Source organism: Chroogloeocystis siderophila 5.2 s.c.1, from assembly GCF_001904655.1.
GTDB lineage: Bacteria > Cyanobacteriota > Cyanobacteriia > Cyanobacteriales > Chroococcidiopsidaceae > Chroogloeocystis > Chroogloeocystis siderophila.
On the sequence record NZ_MRCC01000009.1, the window covers coordinates 147,976 to 170,208 of the forward strand.

The 22,233-nt window shown below is 41.3% G+C and carries 23 protein-coding genes; 20 read left to right on the top strand and 3 right to left on the bottom strand.

Translation table 11 applies throughout. The annotated features are described in order from the left end of the window. Positions 1-173: 173 nt before the first annotated feature. From NIES1031_RS12715 to NIES1031_RS12810, 20 genes are all read left to right on the top strand, one after another. The gene (locus NIES1031_RS12715; protein ID WP_073549748.1) at positions 174-1,082 is read left to right on the top strand and encodes a methylenetetrahydrofolate reductase; all 909 of its coding nucleotides are present in this window, start codon (positions 174-176) and stop codon (positions 1,080-1,082) included. A gap of 203 nt (positions 1,083-1,285) precedes the next feature. After that, the gene (locus NIES1031_RS12720; protein WP_073549750.1) at positions 1,286-2,560 is read left to right on the top strand and encodes a beta-ketoacyl-[acyl-carrier-protein] synthase family protein; all 1,275 of its coding nucleotides are present in this window, start codon (positions 1,286-1,288) and stop codon (positions 2,558-2,560) included. Further along, positions 2,553-3,761: a beta-ketoacyl-[acyl-carrier-protein] synthase family protein gene (locus NIES1031_RS12725; protein WP_073549752.1), complete on the top strand. Its 1,209-nt coding sequence runs from the start codon at positions 2,553-2,555 to the stop codon at positions 3,759-3,761. Before NIES1031_RS12720 ends, NIES1031_RS12725 begins: the two co-directional genes overlap by 8 nt. Before the next feature lie 73 nt (positions 3,762-3,834). Further along, positions 3,835-4,071 (top strand): acyl carrier protein, encoded by a 237-nt coding sequence (locus NIES1031_RS12730; RefSeq protein WP_073549753.1) that lies wholly within the window; start codon positions 3,835-3,837, stop codon positions 4,069-4,071. A gap of 29 nt (positions 4,072-4,100) precedes the next feature. After that, positions 4,101-4,514 (top strand): holo-ACP synthase, encoded by a 414-nt coding sequence (locus NIES1031_RS12735; RefSeq protein WP_236738821.1) that lies wholly within the window; start codon positions 4,101-4,103, stop codon positions 4,512-4,514. Continuing rightward, complete coding sequence (locus NIES1031_RS12740; RefSeq protein WP_073549755.1) at positions 4,511-6,058, top strand: benzoate-CoA ligase family protein; 1,548 nt, start codon at positions 4,511-4,513, stop codon at positions 6,056-6,058. Before NIES1031_RS12735 ends, NIES1031_RS12740 begins: the two co-directional genes overlap by 4 nt. A 15-nt stretch (positions 6,059-6,073) precedes the next feature. Beyond that, positions 6,074-6,472: a cupin domain-containing protein gene (locus NIES1031_RS12745; RefSeq protein ID WP_015191113.1), complete on the top strand. Its 399-nt coding sequence runs from the start codon at positions 6,074-6,076 to the stop codon at positions 6,470-6,472. Position 6,473: 1 nt separating this feature from the next. Next, positions 6,474-6,803: a carboxymuconolactone decarboxylase family protein gene (locus NIES1031_RS12750; protein ID WP_073549756.1), complete on the top strand. Its 330-nt coding sequence runs from the start codon at positions 6,474-6,476 to the stop codon at positions 6,801-6,803. Continuing rightward, positions 6,787-7,581, top strand: a complete 795-nt coding sequence (locus tag NIES1031_RS12755) for a cyclase family protein (RefSeq protein ID WP_073549758.1) — start codon at positions 6,787-6,789, stop codon at positions 7,579-7,581. Before NIES1031_RS12750 ends, NIES1031_RS12755 begins: the two co-directional genes overlap by 17 nt. A gap of 55 nt (positions 7,582-7,636) precedes the next feature. Further along, positions 7,637-8,119: an SRPBCC family protein gene (locus tag NIES1031_RS12760; protein WP_073549759.1), complete on the top strand. Its 483-nt coding sequence runs from the start codon at positions 7,637-7,639 to the stop codon at positions 8,117-8,119. A 33-nt stretch (positions 8,120-8,152) separates the two neighbouring features. Then, a complete protein-coding gene (locus NIES1031_RS12765) occupies positions 8,153-9,475 on the top strand; it encodes a salicylate synthase (RefSeq protein ID WP_073549760.1) in 1,323 nt (440 codons plus the stop codon). Between the two features lie 41 nt (positions 9,476-9,516). Continuing rightward, positions 9,517-10,317, top strand: a complete 801-nt coding sequence (locus tag NIES1031_RS12770; protein WP_073549762.1) for an alpha/beta fold hydrolase — start codon at positions 9,517-9,519, stop codon at positions 10,315-10,317. Between the two features lie 156 nt (positions 10,318-10,473). Beyond that, positions 10,474-11,490 (top strand): putative 2-dehydropantoate 2-reductase, encoded by a 1,017-nt coding sequence (locus tag NIES1031_RS12775; protein WP_073549763.1) that lies wholly within the window; start codon positions 10,474-10,476, stop codon positions 11,488-11,490. Positions 11,491-11,694: 204 nt separating this feature from the next. Next, a complete protein-coding gene (locus NIES1031_RS12780) occupies positions 11,695-12,663 on the top strand; it encodes a WecB/TagA/CpsF family glycosyltransferase (RefSeq protein WP_073549764.1) in 969 nt (322 codons plus the stop codon). A 50-nt stretch (positions 12,664-12,713) separates the two neighbouring features. Then, a complete protein-coding gene (locus tag NIES1031_RS12785) occupies positions 12,714-14,141 on the top strand; it encodes a GumC family protein (RefSeq protein ID WP_073549768.1) in 1,428 nt (475 codons plus the stop codon). Between the two features lie 235 nt (positions 14,142-14,376). Then, the gene (locus NIES1031_RS12790) at positions 14,377-15,402 is read left to right on the top strand and encodes an O-antigen ligase family protein (protein WP_236738822.1); all 1,026 of its coding nucleotides are present in this window, start codon (positions 14,377-14,379) and stop codon (positions 15,400-15,402) included. A gap of 84 nt (positions 15,403-15,486) precedes the next feature. Beyond that, positions 15,487-16,626, top strand: coding sequence for a glycosyltransferase family 4 protein (locus NIES1031_RS12795; RefSeq protein WP_073549772.1), 1,140 nt, complete (start codon positions 15,487-15,489; stop codon positions 16,624-16,626). An 80-nt stretch (positions 16,627-16,706) separates the two neighbouring features. After that, positions 16,707-17,675, top strand: coding sequence for a glycosyltransferase family 2 protein (locus NIES1031_RS12800; RefSeq protein WP_073549773.1), 969 nt, complete (start codon positions 16,707-16,709; stop codon positions 17,673-17,675). 37 nt (positions 17,676-17,712) lie between these two features. Next, on the top strand, positions 17,713-18,942 hold the full coding sequence (locus tag NIES1031_RS12805) for a glycosyltransferase family 61 protein (RefSeq protein WP_218596791.1): 1,230 nt from the start codon (positions 17,713-17,715) through the stop codon (positions 18,940-18,942). A gap of 105 nt (positions 18,943-19,047) precedes the next feature. Beyond that, on the top strand, positions 19,048-20,316 hold the full coding sequence (locus tag NIES1031_RS12810) for a lipopolysaccharide biosynthesis protein (RefSeq protein ID WP_073549774.1): 1,269 nt from the start codon (positions 19,048-19,050) through the stop codon (positions 20,314-20,316). 7 nt (positions 20,317-20,323) lie between these two features. Here NIES1031_RS12810 and NIES1031_RS12815 read toward each other — a convergent pair whose 3' ends face one another. From NIES1031_RS12815 to NIES1031_RS12825, 3 genes are read right to left on the bottom strand one after another with little or no spacing between them, the layout of a single operon-like run. Next, a complete protein-coding gene (locus NIES1031_RS12815) occupies positions 20,324-20,800 on the bottom strand; it encodes a 2TM domain-containing protein (protein WP_218596792.1) in 477 nt (158 codons plus the stop codon). Positions 20,801-20,855: 55 nt separating this feature from the next. Then, complete coding sequence (locus NIES1031_RS12820; protein ID WP_218596793.1) at positions 20,856-21,680, bottom strand: creatininase family protein; 825 nt, start codon at positions 21,678-21,680, stop codon at positions 20,856-20,858. Between the two features lie 9 nt (positions 21,681-21,689). Further along, entirely contained in the window at positions 21,690-22,205 is a 516-nt protein-coding gene (locus NIES1031_RS12825) for a 2'-5' RNA ligase family protein (RefSeq protein WP_073549776.1), read from the bottom strand. Positions 22,206-22,233: the final 28 nt, after the last annotated feature.

Below are 22,233 nucleotides of genomic sequence, written 5' to 3' on the forward strand. Positions count from 1 at the left end.
TAATTTGCTTAAATTATCATTTGAGGAGATGATAATCAGCATTGCTTTTATTAATGACTGGAACGCGGAGTGATTTAAGTCATCAAAGTAATAGCCAAACTGAAAATAAATTAGGTATTGAACAGACGAATAACTATCGTGGCATATTGATATCTAAGCATTAAATTTAACCAATGATTGCTGTAAATAGGTTAAAAACATTGTTAAATGCTGGTTATTTTGTTGTGTCAGCTGAGTTAACACCACCGCGACATTACAAAATAAAGCCATTAATTAGCAAAGCAGAAAAAATTGCTGATTATGTAGATGTAGTGCATTTAAATGACAACGCGCTGTCACAAGCACGGTTATCTAATGTTGTAGCCGCACATTTAATTCAGCAAATAGGAATTGAACCTGTTGTGCAGCTTACACTACGTCATAAAAATCGAATTGCTTTGCAGAGTGACTTATTAGGGCTAGCGGCACTGGGAATTCGCAACGTGATGATTTTAGGAGGCTATCCCTGTTCAATTGGTAGCGATCCAGAAGCAAAGGAGGCAAATGATATATCTGCAATTGATGCGATCGCCGCAATCCACAACTTAACAACCTATGGAAAAATGTTTAATGGAGACGCGATCGCGCCCGCACCTGACTTTTATATCGGAACCATCGCCCTTCCCTATGCCACGCCGGATAAATTGGATGAGAGTATGGCGCTTTTGGAGGCAAAAATTGCTCGCGGCGCACGTTACATTCAACTACAAGCAACTTTCGATCTAACTGCAATGCAGCAATGGATGGCAGAAGTTGTGAAACGAGGGTTGCATCAGCGAGTTCATTTTATTGGAGCAGTCTTTCCTTTTAGTAGCTGGAAAGGACTTGAGTTTTTACAGAAAATGCCAGGCTTCTACATTCCTAATGAAGTTGTCGAGCGCATCCGCAGGGGTGATTGTAAGTCAGAAAGCCTAAAAATTACTTTAGAGCTAATTGAAGGTATGCAAGCAATCGAAGGCATTCGCGGCATTCATTTACGATTGATTGGTTCGAGTGATTGTTCTCAAATTGTCCAGTTAGCAGGGTTACGGCAATTCGCTTAGAAACAAACCACATTGGCGAAGCCTTCTTGAAGGCTAGAACACAGGGAATGTTTCTGCACAATTAAAGATTGCTATATCTACACGGTGAAAGTGACTATCGATATTTGTAGTTAATCTGATTGCCTCATATCTGCATTGTCATTCAGATCACAATTAGCTCGATGGAAGCTATATTAAACAGTTTTCTTACTAAAAATTAAAGAATGAAACGAGTAGTAATTACAGGTATTGGTGTTGTGGCTCCTTTAGGAATCGGTAAGGAGCAGTTTTGGAAAAATGCAATTCGCGGACAATCGTATTTACAAGCCGATCCAGAAATGGAGGCGATGGGGATTAAAAGTAAAGTGGTTTGTCGAGTTGCTGATTTCGATCTTTCCGATTACTGTTCGGGAGTGGAGTTTGACCACTTAGTTGAGCAAGATCGAGTTGTGCAATTTGGGGTTGTTTCTGGTACGGCGGCGATCGCGGATTCAGGTTTAGATTTGAGTCAAGAAGATCCTGAATCTTTAGGAATTATCTTTTCATCGGCGATCGGTGGTACGCCCACAATCCAAAAAATCTTTGAGCGGTGCAGCGAAAAAGGTAGCCAGCCGTTAAGACACGTCGCCACGGGTGAGAATTTCTACAACGCAGGAATGTTTAATTATCCTGCGGCATTACTCGCACGGAAATACGAATTTCAAGGACCGTGTACCTCGCTATCAACAGGTTGCACGGCGGGGTTAGATGCATTGGGCTTGAGTTTTGAACTAATTCGTTCTGGTGAATGCAAGGTAATGCTGGCTGGAGCATCAGAAGCGCCGCTCACAAGCTTGACATATGCAACACTTGATGTCATAGGATCGCTTTCAGTAGCAGATTGCGAACCAGAAAAGGCATCGCGTCCATTTGATGCCAAGCGTGGTGGATTCGTGATTAGCGAAGCTGCTGCGGTACTCGTACTAGAGGAACTCGAACACGCGTTGAATCGTAACGCGCATATTTATGCCGAAGTTGTGAGTTACTACAGCGTCAGTAATGCCTTTCACATGACGGATCTGCCCGATCATGGAGTTCCAATGGCAGCAGTGATGGAACGGACGCTCCATCTAGGTAATGTTGAACCAGAGGAACTTGATTATATCAATGCGCACGGTAGTTCCACACCGCAAAACGATTTATTTGAGACGAATGCTTATAAGCAAGTACTAGGCGATAAAGCATACCGCTTGCCAATTAGCTCAACCAAGTCGATGATTGGTCATTCGCTCTCTTCTGCAAGTTTAGTAGGAGTTGTAGCAACTTTGGGGGCAATTGAACTTTCGGTTATTCATCCGACTGCCAATTACGAGTTTCCCGATCCCAATTGTGACCTTGATTACGTACCTAATGAAGCGCGTTCCACAGAGGTCAACACCGCGCTGCTGACAGCGAGTGGTTTCGGTGGTATCCATTCGGCAGCAATTTTTAAAAAGTATCAGGAGTCGTTAGGTGAGTAAACACGATGTGGTAGTTACTGGTATTGGTATTATCAACCCTGCTGGTATTGGTAAAGATGAATTTTGGCACAATATTAGTACAGGTAAGTCGGCAATTCGCGAGATTAGCCGCTTTGATTCGACAGACTTTCCCACTAAAGTTGCGGGTGAAATTGCGGAGTTTGAGCCAGCCGATTATATCCCGCGTCGCTTTATTGTTAAAACAGATCGATTTACGCATTATGCTCTAGCCGCAACCGAATTAGCGCTGCAAGATGCCACACTTGATTTAACTCAAGAAGATTCGTATCGCGTTGGTGTTTGGTTTGGTAACAATGCAGGCGGTTGGGATATCTGCGAACGTGGATTTTACGAACTGTATAACGACGGCGCAACAATGGTCAATCCTTGGCAAGCAACCGCGTGGTTTCCAACAGCCGCCCAAGGATATGTGACGATTCGCTATGGAATTCGCGGGTATAGTAAGAGTTTTGTTTGCGATCGCGCCAGTGGTGCCAGTGGATTGTACTTTGGCATCAAGTCAATCCAAGAAGGATTCAATGATGTCGTTATCGCTGGCGGTTCAGAAGCACCGATCACGCGGTTTGGGATGACGTGCTACTACGAAACCGGAGAAGTCAGCGCCGCGACTGACCCAGAAAAAGCTTATTTACCCTTCGACCGCAATCGCACAGGCTTAGTATTAGGTGAAGGAAGTACGGTGTTAGTGCTAGAGTCTGAAGAACATGCCCGTAATCGGGGTGCGAAAATTTACGGTAAAGTCGTCTCAGGTTGCATGACGACAGATACCGATCCTACCAGTGGCGTTCACTTTGAGCGCTGCATGTCACGCGCAATTCAATCCGCACAACTTCAACCCAAAGATATTGATGTTGTTTTAGCCGAAGGCTGCGGAACACAACAAAGCGATCGCATCGAAGGCGAAGCTATTTCTACGGTTTTTGCGCAAGCGCCAAACGTTGCAGTTTCTGTTCCAAAAGCACTTTACGGACATCTTTATGGTGCAAGTTGCGTTACTGAGGTCGCTTGCAGCCTCTTAGCAATGGAAACCGAACAATTACCGACAATGAGTCAAACCGAGCCAGATGCAGACTGTCGGCTCAACTTTGTGACGCAACCGCAGAGTCATCCGGTACGCCACGCACTCGTCAATTCCCGCGCCCGCGAGGGAGTGAATGCATCGTTTGTGATTGCTAAGTGACGCGATCGCGCATGGCAGCAATTACCAATTACTACTAAAGTTACGTTTTTGATTGAGGTATCTACCTATGGTCATGGATGCGCTAAAAGACATCTTAGTTGATTTAGGAATTCCCGAACACGAGATTACAGAAGCAGCACTGCTGCGCAAAGACTTGCAACTCGACTCGACAGAAACCGTCGATATTTCCCTTGGACTCAAACGCCGCTTTGGTGTCAATGTCAAACTAGAATCCCGCAAGGACATGACATTAAAAGATGTTTGCGAGATGGTTAACAGCGCGATCGCGGCTACCGCTACGGCGACATGAGACCCTCCGGGAAAGGAATACAAAGTTTCATGTATCTACAACTTGCCCAACCAAGACAAGCCGAAATTAAAGGCATCGGAATTGATATCGCACCCGTTAGCAAAATTGCCTCTCTAGTCAGTCGCTACAACAGCGAAACGCTGACTTTGCTATTTACTCCTCGCGAAATTGAACAATGTCAATCTGCACCGCATCCTAGTCGGTATTATGCTGTATGTTTTTCAGCGAAAGAAGCTGTAGGAAAAGCCCTAGGAACTGGATTAGTTGATATCAACTGGAACGAGATTGAATCGACAATATCGCAGTCAGGACTAACAATCAAGCTACGCGGCGCAGCAAAACAGAAAGCATTGCAGTGTGGAGTGAAAGCATGGCTCGCAACTTGGTGCTACTGGGATGATTATGTGATGGTTCACGTTCTTTCAAAGGGCGAACAAGCATGAATCAGTACGAACAACTACCTGACATTTTCAATGTTGCAGCCTACTTTATTAAAGGTAATTTGCATAAAGGCTATGGCGAACGAATTGCTTTGTATCATCAGGACGACACATACACGTATCGCAAAGTCAGTAACGAAGTTTGTGCTGCTGCTGGATTACTTGCGGAGTTAGGTTTAGAACGCGAAAATCGATTCGCGATTCTCTTACCTGATAGTCCAGATTTTGTCTTTGCGTTTTGGGGGGCGATTTGGTTAGGTGCTGTCCCAGTGCCAATCAATACTGCATGTAGCCTTGATGATATCAAGTACATTCTGCAAGATTGTCGCGCTAAAATCTTACTCACAACTCAAGAGTGGCAAGAAAAACTTTCGCCAATTCAATCTCCGTTCTTACGGAATATTCTCTTGACGGATGGAGATAACTCCTTTAGGACACTTGCAAGCTCATTTCCTCAAGAACGACCACCCGCACAAACATCTCCCGACGAACCAGCGTTTTGGCTTTATACTTCCGGTAGCACAGGTAGACCCAAGGGCGCGATTCATCTTCATCGTAGTATGGTCTTCTGTGCAGAACAGTACGGTAAAGCAACGCTTGGTTTGCATCAAGACGACATCACGTATTCGATCGCCAAGATGCCGTTTGCCTACGGTTTAGGAAACACCTTGTATATGCCGATGGCGGTTGGGGCAGCATCAATTTTGTCGGATGCGAATAATGCGTTTGACATCATTGCCGATATTCATCGCTATCGACCGACAATTTTGTTTGCGATTCCTGCGACCTATGCTAGTATTCTGGCAGTGCAAGATATTGCGCCTTTAGATGCTTCCACATTACGCTTGTGTGTATCGGCGGCAGAGCAATTACCGAAAAGTATTTGGCAAAGATGGCGTACTACCTACGATATAGAAATCTGCGAAGGTATTGGTACAACTGAGTTTTTACACATCTTTCTTTCCAATCGTTTAGGCGAGTGTCGTCCTGGTAGTTCCGGTAAACCTGTTGTTGGCTACGATGTCCGCATCATTGATGAAAATAGCGTACCGATGCCTACCGGCGAAATTGGTAACTTGCAAGTCGGTGGCGATAGTTTAATGCTGTGTTATTGGAACCGTCATCAAGAAACGCGCCAAGTCATTCACGGTAATACGATGCGTACTGGAGATAAGTATCTTTGTGACGCAGATGGCTATTTCTGGTTTATGGGACGCAAAGATGACCTGTTTAAGGTTAACGGACAATGGGTGTCGCCATTTGAAATCGAAGATGTGTTGCTGCAACACGAAAGTGTTCTTGATGTTGCAGTCGTACCAGAATCTGAAAGTGGTGAAAATTTAACACAAGTTGTGGCGTACATCAGCCTCAAAGCTGGCTTCTCCGAGTCGGCTGAACTCGAAGAAAGTATTCGTAGATTTGCCAAAATGCAACTACCGCGATTTAAAGCTCCGAAAAAAATTCAATTTCTAGAACGCTTACCGCGTACCTCAACCGGAAAAATTCACCGCAAAGCATTACTCAAAGCCAGTCAACTGGTTCAATAACAAAGGATAACTTTAATGGTAACGCAGCAAAAAAGACGCTTGGTAATGGGACCAAGTGACGTACCGACGATTGATGACCGAGGTGGTGAGATTCATGTCTTGATTTCTCCCACCAGCGTACAGTCCACTAAGTTGATTATGGGGACAGCAACTGTACCAGTGGGTGGCAGAGTATTATGTCACGCGCATCCGCATGGTGAGGAGTGCTTTTATGTATTGCAAGGGCAAGGCGAAATCGAAATTGCAGATGTGGGTGTTGTTCCGTTTCAAGCTGGACAAGCAGTGCTGACTCCCCAAGGTGCAGCGCATTCGATTGTCAATGTTGGCAATGAAGAAATTCGCGTTGTTTTCGCCTCAGCCCCTTTAGCACCTTCCCCCAAAGACGGACACATTATTCTTGAAGGAGAACATTAAAATGAAGAACATGATGCAAGAAGCACCGGATGTTGCCCAGAGTTTCTTTGATCTGGCAAAGTCGGTGAAGCAGTATTCTCCGCTTGATGAAAAGGTCAATGAATTAATTATTATCGGTATCTTCAGCGCGCATCGGGGTTTACGAGGCATTAATACTCATGTAGAGCGCGCTATCGCAGCGGGTGCGACTAAAGAAGAAGTGATCGCCGCAATTCTTTTGGCATTACCGATTGTAGGCATTACCGATGTCAATATGGCGTTGGATCAGGCAATGGAGACGATCGCAATGACAGCCGATAAGAAGGAGGTTGCAGGTGCGGCGGCTGGTTGATTTGAGCGTATTGGTCGAAAACTCGGCGTCAGAACCGATGGAAATTCGCGTCGAGCGACTCGATCATATTGCTGGTGCTAAGCATTTTTGTGCGGAAGTAGCGACACGGAATGCTGCGAAATCTGATTCGCGTCGTCTTGAACCGGAAGATTTTCCTGATGGTGCGTTTATTACTTTAGATACTGTCACTTTACCCACACACATGGGAACGCACATTGACGCACCGATTCATTACGGATCAGATTGTGAAGGTTCACCAGCGCGTTCGGTCGATCAATTGCCGCTAGAGTGGTTCTATAATGATGGTGTACGCCTCGACTTACGCCACAAACAGCCTCAAGAGTTTATTACGATCGCAGATATCAAAATCGCCCTAGACGCGACAAAACACGCACTCAAGCCGCTTGATATTGTTCTAATTTGGACGGGAACCGATAAACTCTGGGGGAAACGCGAGTATTTTTCCCATGCACCAGGGATGAGTCGCGAAGCTACCGAATGGTTGGTAGAACAAGGAATCAAAGTTATTGGAATTGACACTTATGGTTTTGACCGTCCGTTTGTGACGATGCTAGAAGACTTTTGGCGGACAGGCGATCGCAGTTATCTTTGGCCGGCACACTTCTACGGTCGCGAACGCGAATATATTCAAATCGAACGTCTTGCTAATCTCGATCAGCTACCCGACACAGGATTTCAAGTTGCTTGTTTTCCCCTGCGTGTTAAAGGTTTAGATGCTAGTTGGGTACGGGCAGTAGGGATAGTTAATGAGTTTTGAATTAACTATCCAACAACTTTACAACAGTAATTTATAGCTTTCAAGGAGTGCTAATATGACAGGTTATACCGAAAACAATATTGTTATCTTGCGAGATTTTGATACTGTCTTTGAGCTAACAAACGATATTGAACTTTGGCCACAATTATTTACTGAGTACGAAAAAGCCGAAGTGCTAGAGCGTAATGGTAACGAAGTTTTGTTTAGCTTGACGACTTACCCTGAAGGCGATCGCCCTTCGCGGACTTGGGTTTCGCGCCGACTCATTGACAAGCCTGGAAAACAAGCTACCGCTGAACGTGTCGAAAAAGCCTTTCCGTTCAAGGATATGAAAATCCATTGGACGTATGAAGAGTTACCGCAAGGCGTGGGTGTGGTGATGACTTGGATGCAAAAGTTTGAAATCCACGATGATTGCAAGTGGACAACCGAGCAAATGGAATCTTTTCTCAACCGCAATACCCGCGTTCAAATGCGAGCAATTAAAGAAAAAGTTGAAGCTTGGTCTGTGAAGTCTCTGACAACAAACGCTGTTTAATTCTTACCGCAACAACCCTAAGGAGTCATATCAATGTACCAGCTAGCAACTGATTTTTTAACCTATCACGAAATGTTTGTTCCAGGTCAGAAAGACCCACTTGTTATTTTGCAAACACTATTGCAAACGGGGATTTTTTCTGAATATGTGATGTACGAAAGTGAAAGTGAGGTACGGATTGCGGGTAATGCTTTAGCTGAGGTTACAGTCAGTGCTGAAACTGTTTCTAGTCGATTTATGAGCCAGAAGCACTCAGAAAGTTGTACCGATCCGCTTAAGCAAGTTGAGGCAATTTTTGCGTCTTTACCAGTAGAAAACTGGACGGCTTATGGTTACGTTGGCTTTGATATTGCGCGCTTTTATTACTCGTATTCTAAAGCAATTGATCAGCCATTACTATACTTTTTAGTTCCTGAAACCGAACTTTATATCACTACCAAAGGTGTACATATTAGAAGTATCAAATCGCCTGCTAAAGTTTTAGAAGTCTTATCCGTTGATAGCAAATTAGCAGAATACGTGCCGACTCCTCCGACGGTGGCTGCAACGGAAAATCAACAATATGAAAAACAAGTTGCAACTTTAATCGATGCAATTCAAAATGGTGAGTTGCATAAAGCAATTATCTCGCGATCGGTGAAAGTAAAAGGGAATATGGATGTTCTTGGTACTTATGTATTAGGAGCCAAGAGCAACAACGCGGCGCGATCGTATTGTATGAACGTGGGAGATGTGTCCGCTGTCGGCTTTAGTCCTGAGATTTTGATGGAAGTTAGCACCGATGGGTTTGTTGTTACCAATCCGCTAGCAGGAACGCGTCCGCGTAGTTCTAATTCAGAAGAAGACACGCGCCTAAGTGATGAATTATTTATTGATGCTAAAGAAGTCAAAGAACACGCGCTTTCAGTTTGGTTAGCACAAAGCGAGATTAGTACAGTTTGTTCGCCCGAAACTGTGCAGATTTTTGACTTTATGCAAGTTAAGCAATATCGTTGCGTGCAACATTTATCGTCGCGGGTTGGGGGACAACTCAAACCAGGGAAAACGCTGTGGGATGCATTGAAAGTATTATTTCCTGGAATTACAGTATCTGGAATTAACAAGCATGAAGCTTTAGCATGGATTGACCGCTTGGAAGCAGAACCACGAGGCATTTATGCAGGTGGTATTGGGTGGATCGATAGCAGCGGTACAGCAGATTTAGCGATCGCAATTCGTTCAGTTTATCAATACGGTGACTCGGTTTATCTCAATGCCGGTGCAGGTATCGTTGCTGAATCAGTTCCACAAAACGAATTTGTTGAATCAGTTAACAAGATGAATACGATGCTTACCAATCTAGTAATGGAGTCCTAATTAGTCATCCAATTACCAATTACACATTACCCATTGCAAGTATGTCTTTTATTCAGGTTGCAAATCGCAAAGTTCATTACCATGCGCCTTTGGGGTTGCCGTCACTGGGCGATCGCATGATGTTGCTAGTACACGGTGCGGGAGGAAGCTGCCGTCATTGGGAACCAGTACTTGCTCAACTCGATGCGGCAGAATGCTTTCCTGTCGCGATTGATTTACCAGGACATGGGGCTTCAGATGGGTATGTCCCTGAGTCGATCGACGCTGTGGCTGAGTTCCTCAATGCCTTTTTGGATAGCTTAGGAATTGAGCATCCGATTTGTTACGTGGGACAATCTATGGGCGGCTTGATCGGATTGCAATTTGCGCTGACTTACCCAGATCGCGTTGCGCAGTTGGTTTTGATGGCAACATCCGCACGCATTCAACTTCATCCTGATTTTCTTCAGCAGGCGATAACTGGGCAATGGAATCGCGAAACTCTCTGGCAAAGCTTTGCGCCTGAAGTCCCCGAAAATCTCAAAGAACTTGTTTTAGGTGAGTTTCAACATACTCGCTTAAAAGCCAATGCCTCAGATTTTATGGGCGTGAGTTCTGTCGATCTGAGTAGCGCGGTGTCAGCTTTACGGCTTCCGACTTTGATTCTCACCGGAGATGATGACGTGATTATCTCGCCGCGCAAATCTAAGATGTTACACTCGCAAATTGACAACTCTCATTTAGTCACTATAACTGGCGCGGGTCACTATTTGCACGTCGAACAACCCGTGAAAGTGGCATCAGAAATCTTGCAATTTGTCAAGGGCGATCGCTTGCTGTCAGGTTTACAAATTCGTAACTAATCTTCTTTCCTGATCTTTGATTGCTGCTATAGCAGTCTCTTTGGGGTAGTTAGGACATTGAAGGTACGAATAACCATTACCCTAACTCATTTTAAACCCTGACCTCTGCTATATATTTTTTGCGTTTTTACTCAAGATCTTCAGTGAGGGTTGAATATGGAAGTACGATTTGACTCTAATTTCAATTCTTCGGCTAGGCGATCGCTGAGCGAAAACCGCAGCTATGCAATTCTTGGTACTGGCGCATTAGGTGGCTTCTATGGTGCGCGACTACAACAAGCTGGAATTGATGTTCACTTTTTGCTCCGCAGCGATTACGAGTACGTCAAGAAACATGGTTTATTTATCGAATCTCCGGATGGTACTTTCCGCCTCCCGCAGGTGAACGCCTACCGTAATGTACATGATATGCCATGTTGTGATGTCATCGTTGTTGCCTTAAAAACAACGCAAAACAATTTACTGCGACAAATGCTACCGTGTTTGGTCAAAGATAATAGTGTTGTCTTGGTGTTGCAAAATGGTTTGGGTGTAGAGGAGGAAGTTGCTGGGATTGTCGGATCAAATCGCGTGATGGGTGGGCTGTGCTTCACGTGTAACGATAAAGTTGCTCCAGGTCACTTCCGACATCTCCATTATGGTGTGATTACGCTCGCCGAATACGCTTATGACTATCTAGCTTGTGGAATTACCAAACGAATGCTTCAGGTCAAAACTGACTTTGAACGTGCTGGTATTCTCATTCAATTAGCGGAAGATCTGCTTTTAGCACGTTGGAAAAAACTTATCTGCAATATTCCCTTTAATGGTCTTACTGTCGTACTTAATGCAACTATCAAAGACTTGATAAGTGACGTGCATACGCGGGCTTTGGTCGAGGAGATGATGCAAGAAATGGTAACAGTTGCAGCAGCTTATCATCGAGCGATCGCAGATGACTATATCGAGAAACGACTCAAATATATCGCCAAAATGGGACCTTACCGCACAAGTACAAAAATTGACTTTGACTACAGGCGATCACTAGAAGTCGAGGCAATTTTCGGCAACCCGTTACGTGCGGCGCAACAAGCTGGTATCGATACTCCACAACTTGCCATGCTTTACCGACAGCTAAAGTTTTTAGATACCTATTACTGTACAGATAGAGCGATCGCGGTTTTAGCTCACTAAGTTTCAATAATTCCAGCACGGCACTAAGCATTAGGGCATTGGGGCTAAATGTTTACGCAATGTATTCAAGTAAGAACTGTTGTCTAAAAAAAACTGTGCTATGGCAATTCTCTGTACTGAATACACACAAATGAATACTCACAATTATTCAAAGTCTTAAAGCAATAAGCATAAAAGGTTTGAATAATAGCTCGGAGGGATAAAATGAAAAAGGTAAATTTATTGAATGTTGAAATTGACAATTTACCCAAATTAGAACTATTAGAAAAACTAAATAGCGGAGTTGTTTTCACAACTAATGTAGACCACCTTGTCAAGTTACAAAAGGATAGAGATTTTGTCGAAGCTTATAATATAGCTGATTATAAAGTTTGTGATAGCCAGATTCTCATGTATGCTGCTAAGTTCTTAGGAACTCCCATCAAAGAGAAAATATCGGGTTCAGATTTTTTTCCTAACTTCTACAATTATCATAAAAACAATGAAAATATTAAGATATTTCTCTTAGGCGCAAGTCAGGGTATAGCTAACAAAGCGCAAGAAAATATTAACAGCAAAATAGCAAGAAATATCATTGTAGGCGCACATTCTCCATCATTTGGCTTTGAAACTAATGAACAAGAATGTCAAGAAATTATCGATAAAATTAATCAAACAGATGCAACTGTTTTAGCAGTAGGATTAGGCGCGCCAAAACAGGAAAAGTGGATTTATAAACATAAAAACAAACTATCAAATATCAAAATATTTTTGGCTTTGGGGGCTACGATTGATTTTGAAGCAGGTAAATTAAAAAGATCTCCAAAATGGATGAGTAATCTTGGTCTAGAATGGTTTCATCGATTATTATGTGAACCACAAAGACTTTGGCAAAGATACTTGATAGATGATTTACCTTTTTTCTGGTTACTTTTGAAGCAAAAGGTTTTTGGTAATCAAGCTAATCAGAAGTTAAACGTCAAAAAGCAAGCAGAAATTAATAACTTTTCTAGTGATTCTCATCAAGAAAGATTGCAAAGCATTAACAATTTAAAGCGAACTGAAGTAAAACGTTCTGCAACTTGGCTCAAGCCAACTTCAGCAATTAGCTTAGGAATAAATTTCAGACGATCGCCACAATACAAAATAGAGAAAAATCAACCTCAATTCACTCATAGATTCTCTTACCGCTAGGAGAAATCTGGATCGAGTAGTTTAATATCTTACAGAGCAGAGGATTTCTCATGGCTGGTTCTGTCATCATCCCTAAATCTTTTCCTAAATCATCCCTAAAGCAAAGCTATTGGCTACGTTATTTACTATTAGGACTATTAGCTAACGCAGCATTTGGAACTTTAGCTTTGCTTTATTTAAAGCTCGTACCACCAACTTACACAAGCCACTCTGCGATTACTTTACCAGAAGCAGGCTCGGCAGCAAATGTCAACTTACCAAATATTGGACAAGCTTCTTACGAAAATTCATCACCCTACGCAAGTTCAACGCAAGATCCAAGAGAGAATTACAAATTTATTGCCCAAAGTGAACCTGTCTTAAGTGCAGCAGCAAGTCAGCTAAATATACCTTTAGCAAAGTTTGGCACACCGCGAATTAGAATTATTGATGGCACTACCATAATGACAGTCGATTTTAGAGGTGCAACCCCCGAAGAAGCGCGGAATAAATCTTTAGCTTTTTATCGCGCCTTTGAAGTCAAACTCAACGAGTTAAGGGGTGAAGAAGCGATTCGCCGAGAAGCAGGTTTTCAAACAGCGTTGAGTGACTCGTGGAAGAAGTTAGAAACTGCGCAGCAGCGACTTTCTAGTTACAAAGCTGATTCAGGTTTAAACTCTAACGATCAACTCAAAGACCTTTCTAATAATATCGAACAATTGCGTAAGCAGAGAGTAGAAATTCTAGCTCAACAGCAGCAAGCCAATGCTCGTTTAAGTCAACTTTCAGCAAGTTTAAACTTATCAGATCTAGAAGCTGTCGATGCCTTCACGTTACAAACAGATCAAATCTTTCAGCAGAACTTAAAAGACTATAGCGAAGCTAGTGCTAGCTTAAGCGTTTTGGAATCAAAATTTCTACCTGATAACCCACAGTTAGTTACAGAAAAGGCTAAACAAGACGCCGCACAAACAGCACTATTGAACCGCAGTCGCTATCTTTTAGGAAAACCTGTTAGCCAAGCAGTTTTACATCAATTAAGTCTTAATAGTACTAATTCTGATTCAGCCCGCGAGAGCCTTTTTCAACAATTAGTCACAACTCAAGCAGAACAAAAAGGATTTCAAGCACAAGCACAAGCAATAGATCAACAAATTGCTCAACTTCAAGATAGACTCAATAAATTAGCACAAAAAGAATCAGTTTTAGATGCTCTAAAGCGGGATTTACAAGTTACTGAAGCTGTGTTTTCCTCTACGCTAACTCGCCTAGACATAGGTAAGTCAAATGCTTTCGGTTCTTATCCACTCGTTCAATTTATTACACCACCTAATTTACCGCAAACCGCAAGCTGGCCTAAAAAGGAGTTTGTTGTACTCGGTGCAACCTTAGGAGCTTTTTTTGCAACTACAGGAATAGCATTACTTGGACTAAACCAATATTATCAGAAATTAGCGAGTATCCAACCTACTTCAAAAGCTAAAAAATCAGAGGTCTAAGCTATTGATTTCATCAAAGTTTAGTATGAAACCACAAAATTTTGCAGAAAAAGTAGTTTGGTATTCTGCAATAGGAACTTATGGGCTTTATTTCCTGGGCGCACAATATATCTTTATTCCGGCGATCGCTTGGCTCTTGACACTCTATCTGTGCAAGCAAATTTGGCAACAAACACAAAAATCGTCGGCTAATAAAATAACAATTCCGTGGTCAATCTGGGTATGGATTGTATCTATGTTGATCTTAGAGCTTGCTTTAATTATGGGTCATATAGACTTTGATTTAGGATTGACAAAAACTATTTTTTCATCAATTAACAATTGGGCTAGACAATATGCGCTTCTAGCATTGTTTCCCTTAATTGGCTATCTCAATATCCGACCTCAAATTCTTTATCGTGCTGCTTGTATTATTTGTTTACAAAGTTTGATATTGGCTGCAATTTCTTGTTTGATTTTTGCACTTCATTTACCTCATATTGAATACGTTTCTCCTTTGGCAATTCTAGGAGGTGGCTCGGATGAGCTATACTCTGTAGACTTTTATGAAATTGAATATGGAACTAATCTGTTGCGGTTAAAATTGTTTGCGCCTTGGTGTCCTGAGTTGGGAATGATAGCCAATATCTACTTTTTCCTTGCGTTTCAGGAACACAATTATAAATGGAGAATTATTGGTGTAGTTGGTGCGATCACGATGATTATCGGCTCCTTCTCACGCGCAGCTATATTATGTTTACCGCTTGTTATTACGCTCGTTTGGGTTATAGGGAAGCTGGCTCAACCTATTACGTATATTACTCTAGCGATCGCAAGTTTCATAACGAGTATTTTTACTCCTCAACTCATTAATTTTATCCAAACTTCTCGCGAACAATTTGATAGTTTTCGCAGCAGTTCTTCAGAGGTAAGAGGTCTTTTAGTTAATTTAGCACTAGACCGCTGGTATGAAGCCCCTATTTGGGGTCATGGCGTTGTTACTCCTTGGTTAAATACTCCAGGAATTGGCACTCATCATACGTGGGTAGGTCTTTTATTTATTCGTGGAATAGTTGGTTTCTTTGCTTTTGCAACTCCTTTATTTTGTAGTTTTATAGATTTACTTTTTAAGGTTCAAAAAAGTATAACTGCAAAAGTTGGCATGAGCATAATCTTAATTTTATTTATTTTTAGTTCTGTTATTGATATTTCCTACATAGTTCACCTTTATTGGTTGGGACTAGTAATGCTTGGTATTTCTCTCAAAGAACAATATATTTGACCATTTTAAAAGTACATATTGACTTTATAAAAGTTAATTTAACCAAAGCACTTCAGCACAAGTAACATAATTGAGGCTCACTGTATGCACATTATCGTTTTGGAAAATCAACCCTCTTCACAACGCGGTGGACAAGAGTTAATTTTATTAGATGTTTGCCGAGGTTTGGCTGCGCGTGGACATGAAATTAGCTTACTGTATTTAGAAGAAGGCAATTTGATTAAGCAGTACCAAGAATTTTGCAGCCACTTAATTAAAATTAATAGCTTTCTACTTGACCGCAGTACGATTAAACACAGTTTGAAGTTTTTTAATGATATTTGGAAAGTACCTATATGTAGAAACACCGTAGTCTACAGCAATCGCTATCATGATGTTGTTTTTGGTTATTTATTGTCTTTGATCAAACAAGTTCCTTTTGTTTGTTATTTGCAATTACCACCGCATACCAAAAGCTTTGGTCGTCCCCATACGCTTGGCTTAAAAGGTGTAAATAAGTTTATTGCGCTTTCACAGCAAACAAAGCTAGATTGGCTAGATACTGGTTTGCAAGAAGAAAAAATTGATATTGTTCATGTGGGCATTAATCGCGAAACATATCAACCTTCTGAAAATTTTTCTGCGACTAGACAACAGTGGAGTATTCCTGAAGATACTAGAGTTATTTCCTATGTAGGTAGACTTGATACAGAAAAGGGAATAGAAATATTGATCAAGGCTTTTGCTTTACTTGTGAAAAGCGGAGTGAAATCTAAACTATTAATTGCCGGAAAACCTGTAGCTCACGCTAGTATTGAAGCGGGTGAAGAGTATCAACAATCTTTAGAACAGTTATCAATCGACTTAGGTGTAGCAAGCGATGTGAAGTTTCTAGGTCATGTAACGAATACTACTGCTGTATATCAAGTGAGTGATGTTACAGTTGTGCCTAGTTTATGGTCTGAACCGTTTGGAAGAGTCATAATCGAGTCGATGGCTTGCGGAACTCCTGTTGTTGCTAGCCGCACTGGAGGAATCCCTGAAATTTTAACAGCGGAGTTTCAGAAAGAACTTTTTCAGCCTGGAAATGAACAAGCTTTATTAGAAACTCTAAGCCAAATAATTGATTGGCGCGATCGCGATCCTGCATTCGGTAAAAGGTGTCGTCAACACATTTTATCTAATTTTAGTTTAGACAACATGATTAATGGAATTGAGAAGTCGTTATTGAGTGTTGCTAATTAAAAATGACTTCCGTAATTAGCTTTGATTAAAAGCTTGTTTAAGGCATTAGCTCCAGTACTCTACAATTTATAAAAGTTACAATGCCAAAAGTAACAGTAATCATACCAGCATACAACGCTGAGCAAACGATCATTGCAGCGATCGCGAGCGTCCAACAACAAACATATCGCGATTGGGAAGTGATTGTCATCGATGATGGATCATGCGATCGCACGTGTGAATTACTCAATCGCATCCAAGAACCACGAATGCAAGTGCATCGTTACACCAATTCAGGAGTATCATTAGCACGCAATCGCGGGATCGCACGTGCCAAAGGCGAACTGATTGCGTTTTTAGATGCTGATGACTTGTGGAGTCCGGACAAACTAGAGTGTCAAGTTGCAGCGTTAGAACAACACCCCAGCGCCGCAGTCGCGTACAGTTGGACGTACTTTATGAATGATACTGCGACGATAGTTCATGCTGCACCACCTGTGTGGTGTCAAGGAGATGTGTATGCACAGTTGTTAGTGCGCAATTTCCTTTATAGCGGTTCTAATGCGTTGGTACGTCGTGATGCACTCGCAGTTGTTGGAGGCTTTGACGCGACACTGACGCATGGTGAAGATTGGGAGTTGTTTGTACGTTTAGCCGCAATTTTTGAGTTTGTCGTTGTACCGAAAGCACAGGTTTTCTATCGTCACTCACCAACTTCAGCGTCAGCACAGGTTGAATTGATGGAACCGCGTCTTCAACAAGTCATTGATCAAGTCTTTGCGGCTGCACCTCCTGAGTTGCAATCTTTAAAAAACGAGAACTTGGCCACTCTTTATCAGTATTTAACACAATTACTTTTAAAGCACATTTCTAATCCTAATAGTGTTAAACAAGCGCACCAAATGTTATGGAAAGGAATTTGTATATATCCACGAACTTTATTAGATAATCAGACCCAAATTTTGTTAATCAAAATCATCTTTTTCAGAATTTTTTCATATAAGCTTGCAATTTATTTTTTAGGATTTGTTAGTAAAAAGCGCGCCACCGCAGTCTTTTTTAACTACTAGGTAATACTTTTAACTGCATATAAAAAGGAATTTAAAGGTGATAATTTTTATCTCGTTTCAAACACAAATAGATAAGTTTACAAATCGGCTGAGAATGCTTTATCGAGTTCAGTTAAAGTCTTGGCTTCGTAAACCATTTTTTTATTTTTGCAAAAAGCTAGGTTTAACTACTATAACACGAGAGACATTAGTAAACAATGCAGAGCAATATCGCCTTTTGCACTTTAAGTGTGAAGAATTGGTGATTGCTAATGAACCAAAAACATTAGAAAAAGTAGTAGATATTAAAAATAGAATTCATCCTTTTGTTATTAAAATTGAGTCACCTTTTGTTTGTGAAATTAATAATACCTACTTGGCAGGGCCAGCAGCCGTTGGCTTTGATGTAAATCAGAATATCATCTTAGAAACAACAACGCCGTACCATTGCCAGGAAAACCATTTAGAAGGAAGTGTAGCTATACGGGCTTTAGCCTTGAAAAGTTTATTAGCTGATAACACTCCTCAAATCGATACAGCTTTTTCATTAATAAATGCTTGGAGCCAAAATTATTGGCACTGGATTATAGATTGTTTAACACGATTAGAAGGAATTGAATTTTATCAACAACAAACAGGGATAAAACCTAAGTTGATTATTGATGCTAACCCTACTTCATGGCAAATAGACTCTCTCAGACTTCTAGGATATCAACCACAAGACTGCATTCGATGGAATAAATCAAGGCTGCGAGTAGAAAAATTAATCATCTCGTCATTTCGACGGCATTATGATGAGGTATATAGCGTAGAATCCCCTTTAGCAAGTCGTTGGATTCGCAAACGAATGCTTAGTAACCTTTCTCAGACAGAAAATAAGCATTTTTCATCTAAAATATTTATTTCTCGTCGTCAGGCAGAAGGAAGAAGAATTATTAATGAAAATGATGTCATTGCAACATTGGCAAATTTTGGTTTTGTTGCTTACATTCTTGAAGACATGAACTTCGAGGATGAAGTGAGATTGTTTTCACAAGCAACAATGGTGGTTGCTCCGCATGGTGCAGGTTTAACTAATATCATTTTTGCACAAAATCTTACTTTAATTGAACTATTTGGTGTATCTATATCACCGTGTTTCGCTAACTTAGCACGGGGTTTAGGTTTTCAATATGGATATCTTCAATGTCACTCGCCTTATACCGCACTTCGTTATCATGATAGCGACATGGTAGTTGACACAACGCAGTTGAAAAGACTTTTAGTTCAAATGCTTGCTTCTAGCTAGACTTATACGCGATCGCACGACTCAATATGCCAAAAGAAACAGTAACTGTTATTAGTTTATTTATTCGATTCAAGAGTGTAAGAATTTCTGGAGGTTGTGAATATAGTGAGTTTTATTGAACAACCGATTAATAAGCTAAGAAAAAAGTTATCTAACCAGTTTATTTCTAATCTAGGCTGGTTAAGTAGTGCAGAAATTATTACACGAGTTTTTCGTATAGGTATTACTGCGATCGCTGCTCGTTTTTTAACACCTTATGATTACGGCTTAATAGCCATTATTACAACAATTAATGAGTTGGCACGCATACTCATGGAAGTAGGAATTGGTGCGAAAATTATTCAATCTGATAGAGATGTCAATCAGTTGTGTAACTCGGCGTATTGGTTAAATTGGATTATTTATGTAGGTATATTTATTATCCAGTGTCTTGCTGCTTTTCCTATTGCTTGGTTCTACAAAGAGACTCGCTTAATTTTTCCAATTTGTGTAGCAGCAATTCCCTATTTGATATGGCCTACAGCCGCAATTCAATGTATTATGATCCAAAAAGAAAATAAGCTTAAAGTTTGCGCTATTAGCAATACACTCAAAAACTTTACTAGCTATAGCCTGCTGGGAATCTTCGCAGCTTTAGGGATGGGAGTGTGGTCATTTGTCTTATCTTGGGTTTTGGTGGCTCCGATTGATGTTTTTGTCTATTACCATTATCATTCATGGCGTCCAACGAAAAATATTACAACAAAGTATTGGAAAGAGTTCTTTGTTTTTGGTAAAAATATTTTTGGCACGCATCTCCTAAAAACACTCAGAAATAATCTGGATTATTTAATAGTCGGTCGCTTTTTAGGAATTAAAGAATTAGGGTTATATTTCTTTGGTTTCAATGCAGGATTAGGAATTAGTTTGAGCTTTATCAATGTTCTGAATACAGCGTTATTTCCGCATTTATGCGCTGCAAGAGTAAATCAGCTAGAACTTAGAAAACACTATGCGCACAGCCGCAAAGCGATCACTACAATTATTATCCCTTTAGTCATTCTACAAACAAGCTTAGCTCCTTTATACGTGCCAATTGTTTTTGGTCAGCAATGGGTAGTGGCAATTCCAATTTTAATGTTAATTTGTTTATCTGCAATTCCACGCGCGTTTGCTGATGCTGCTTCGCTATTACTCGTCGCGATAGGCAAGCCTAATTTAGATTTATACTGGAATATCTTATTTACAACTATCTTTAGCGTAGCATTGCTGATTGGAATTCGTGGGCAAGCTTTAGGAGTAGCTACGAGTGTTTTGTTAGTTCACGTTGTCACTATCCCCTTATTTATCTATTGGACAACAAGTTATGTTTTTCGTAAACGACAGAATGCCTAGCAATGCATCATATTTGCCATGCTTTAAGACAGCGATCGACTAAGGAATTCACAGATTGTTTGATTTGGCGGCTACGATACCAACGACGATAAGCTTTTTCGTATTCTTCGCCTTGAGTTTGGAAAGTGTTCCAGGTATTCAAAGCAAGCCCTACACCCCAAAATAAAGCAATATATAATGACCAAGAAAGTTCACCTGCACTGATAAAATTGAGGAGCAGGAAAAAAGAGTTAACAATCGCATAATTACCGAAACTCTTTTGTAAGTTGCGGCGACGATGCATATTGAAAGCTTCGCGTTTGTGCAAATCAGCTTGTTGCAATTGCCATTCTCTTTCAGCAGCTTGCAAGCACTCAGGGGTAATTTCTAACTCAGCAGCAATTTCTACTAACTGTTCCCGCGTAAATTCGCCTTCATGCGCTTGGCGAGAAATCGCGATTTGCAAAATTTGCTGAATATCTTCTTGATGATATACGCAAGTCATTTTGTTGTCTGATATGTTCATTTGGGAAGTTTTGATAAAGATATAACAAACAACCCTAAAGGGTACTGTCTCTATTATGCCAAGCCTGGGGCTGACGAAACTTATAGATGTCTGTGATCGCTTTTACCCAACCATCCGAGACAGATTCCAAAATGCGATCGCCCTTTTCTTTCGTCGCAATGGTAGGATCTCCCAAAACACCACTCCGACTCAAATCGCGAGTTGTCCACGCAAAAGGTAACTTACCTTCGATTGAAAGTAAACTATCTTCTGGTAATTCTGGGTACTCAGCGATCGCGGCTTGCATTTTCACCTGTTCGGGCAAAATCGATAGCATCAAACTCGTTTCTGCATCGCCTGCATGAATTCCTAACTGCTGTTCTTTGAGTGAAAGTAATTCATTAACAGCGTGCGGAACGCGCCAGGTAAATAACGGAAACACCAGAAAATCTTCATACTTGACGTGCAAATCGCGCGCTGCAATTTCCATTACCTGTGGTTGTCCGCCGTGCGAGTTCATCAATACAAGTTTACGAAATCCTGCGCGGTAAAGGCTTTCGGCAATTTCAATTAATGTTGTTAGTAATGTTTGGGCGCTAAGAGCGATCGTGCCAGGGAAATGCCAATGTTCGTGTGATTTGCCGTAGTACAATGTTGGTAACGCATATGCAGGAATACTTGCATCAAGTTTTTCTAATGCTTTTCCCAAAACTGCCGCACCAATTGCAGCATCGACGATCAAAGGTAAATGCGGACCATGTTGTTCAATAGCGCCGACAGGCTGAACTAAGACGACATCCTGTTTATTTGGCATTGCTTGAATGTCAGTCCAAGTCAGATAAGGAAAAAATCGTTGTGGTGGAATGAAACTGTGCATCATTTCTATAATTTAAGCCCCACCGTACTCAAAGTTAAATTCACCCGCCAACTCCCAAGGTCCACCTTTGTAATACCAGAGTAACAGCCCTTCGCCATATCCGTTAATAAAGTCCCAATTACTAACAAGCTGGTTATAAAGTTGACGCGCTTCCTCAGATGTCACTTTATTTTGAATTGTGACGTGCGGTTGATATCGCTGCTGATCTTGCTGACTTAACCACATATTCCAAGTTGCCGCAAGCTGTTGACGCAGTTGAACCAATTCAGAACATTTTACTTCTATGGCGACACCCTTACCCAAAAAGCGCGGCTTTGAGAAAAGTAGTGGTAAGGATGCAGTGTCTGTAGAAAGGCTTTGTAAAGTTTGCTGAATTGATAGTTCTTCTTCGCCTGGTAGTGCATGAAAAAGAGTAATATGTGCGGGAAGAAAGTTTCTTTCCGGTGGAAAGTGCTGCTGACGCAATTCATTGAAAACTTCAAAGGTTATGCGATCAAGCTTGAGTGTCAAAATAAGCGGTGATGACATATGGTTGGTAACAGGTAATTAAATAACG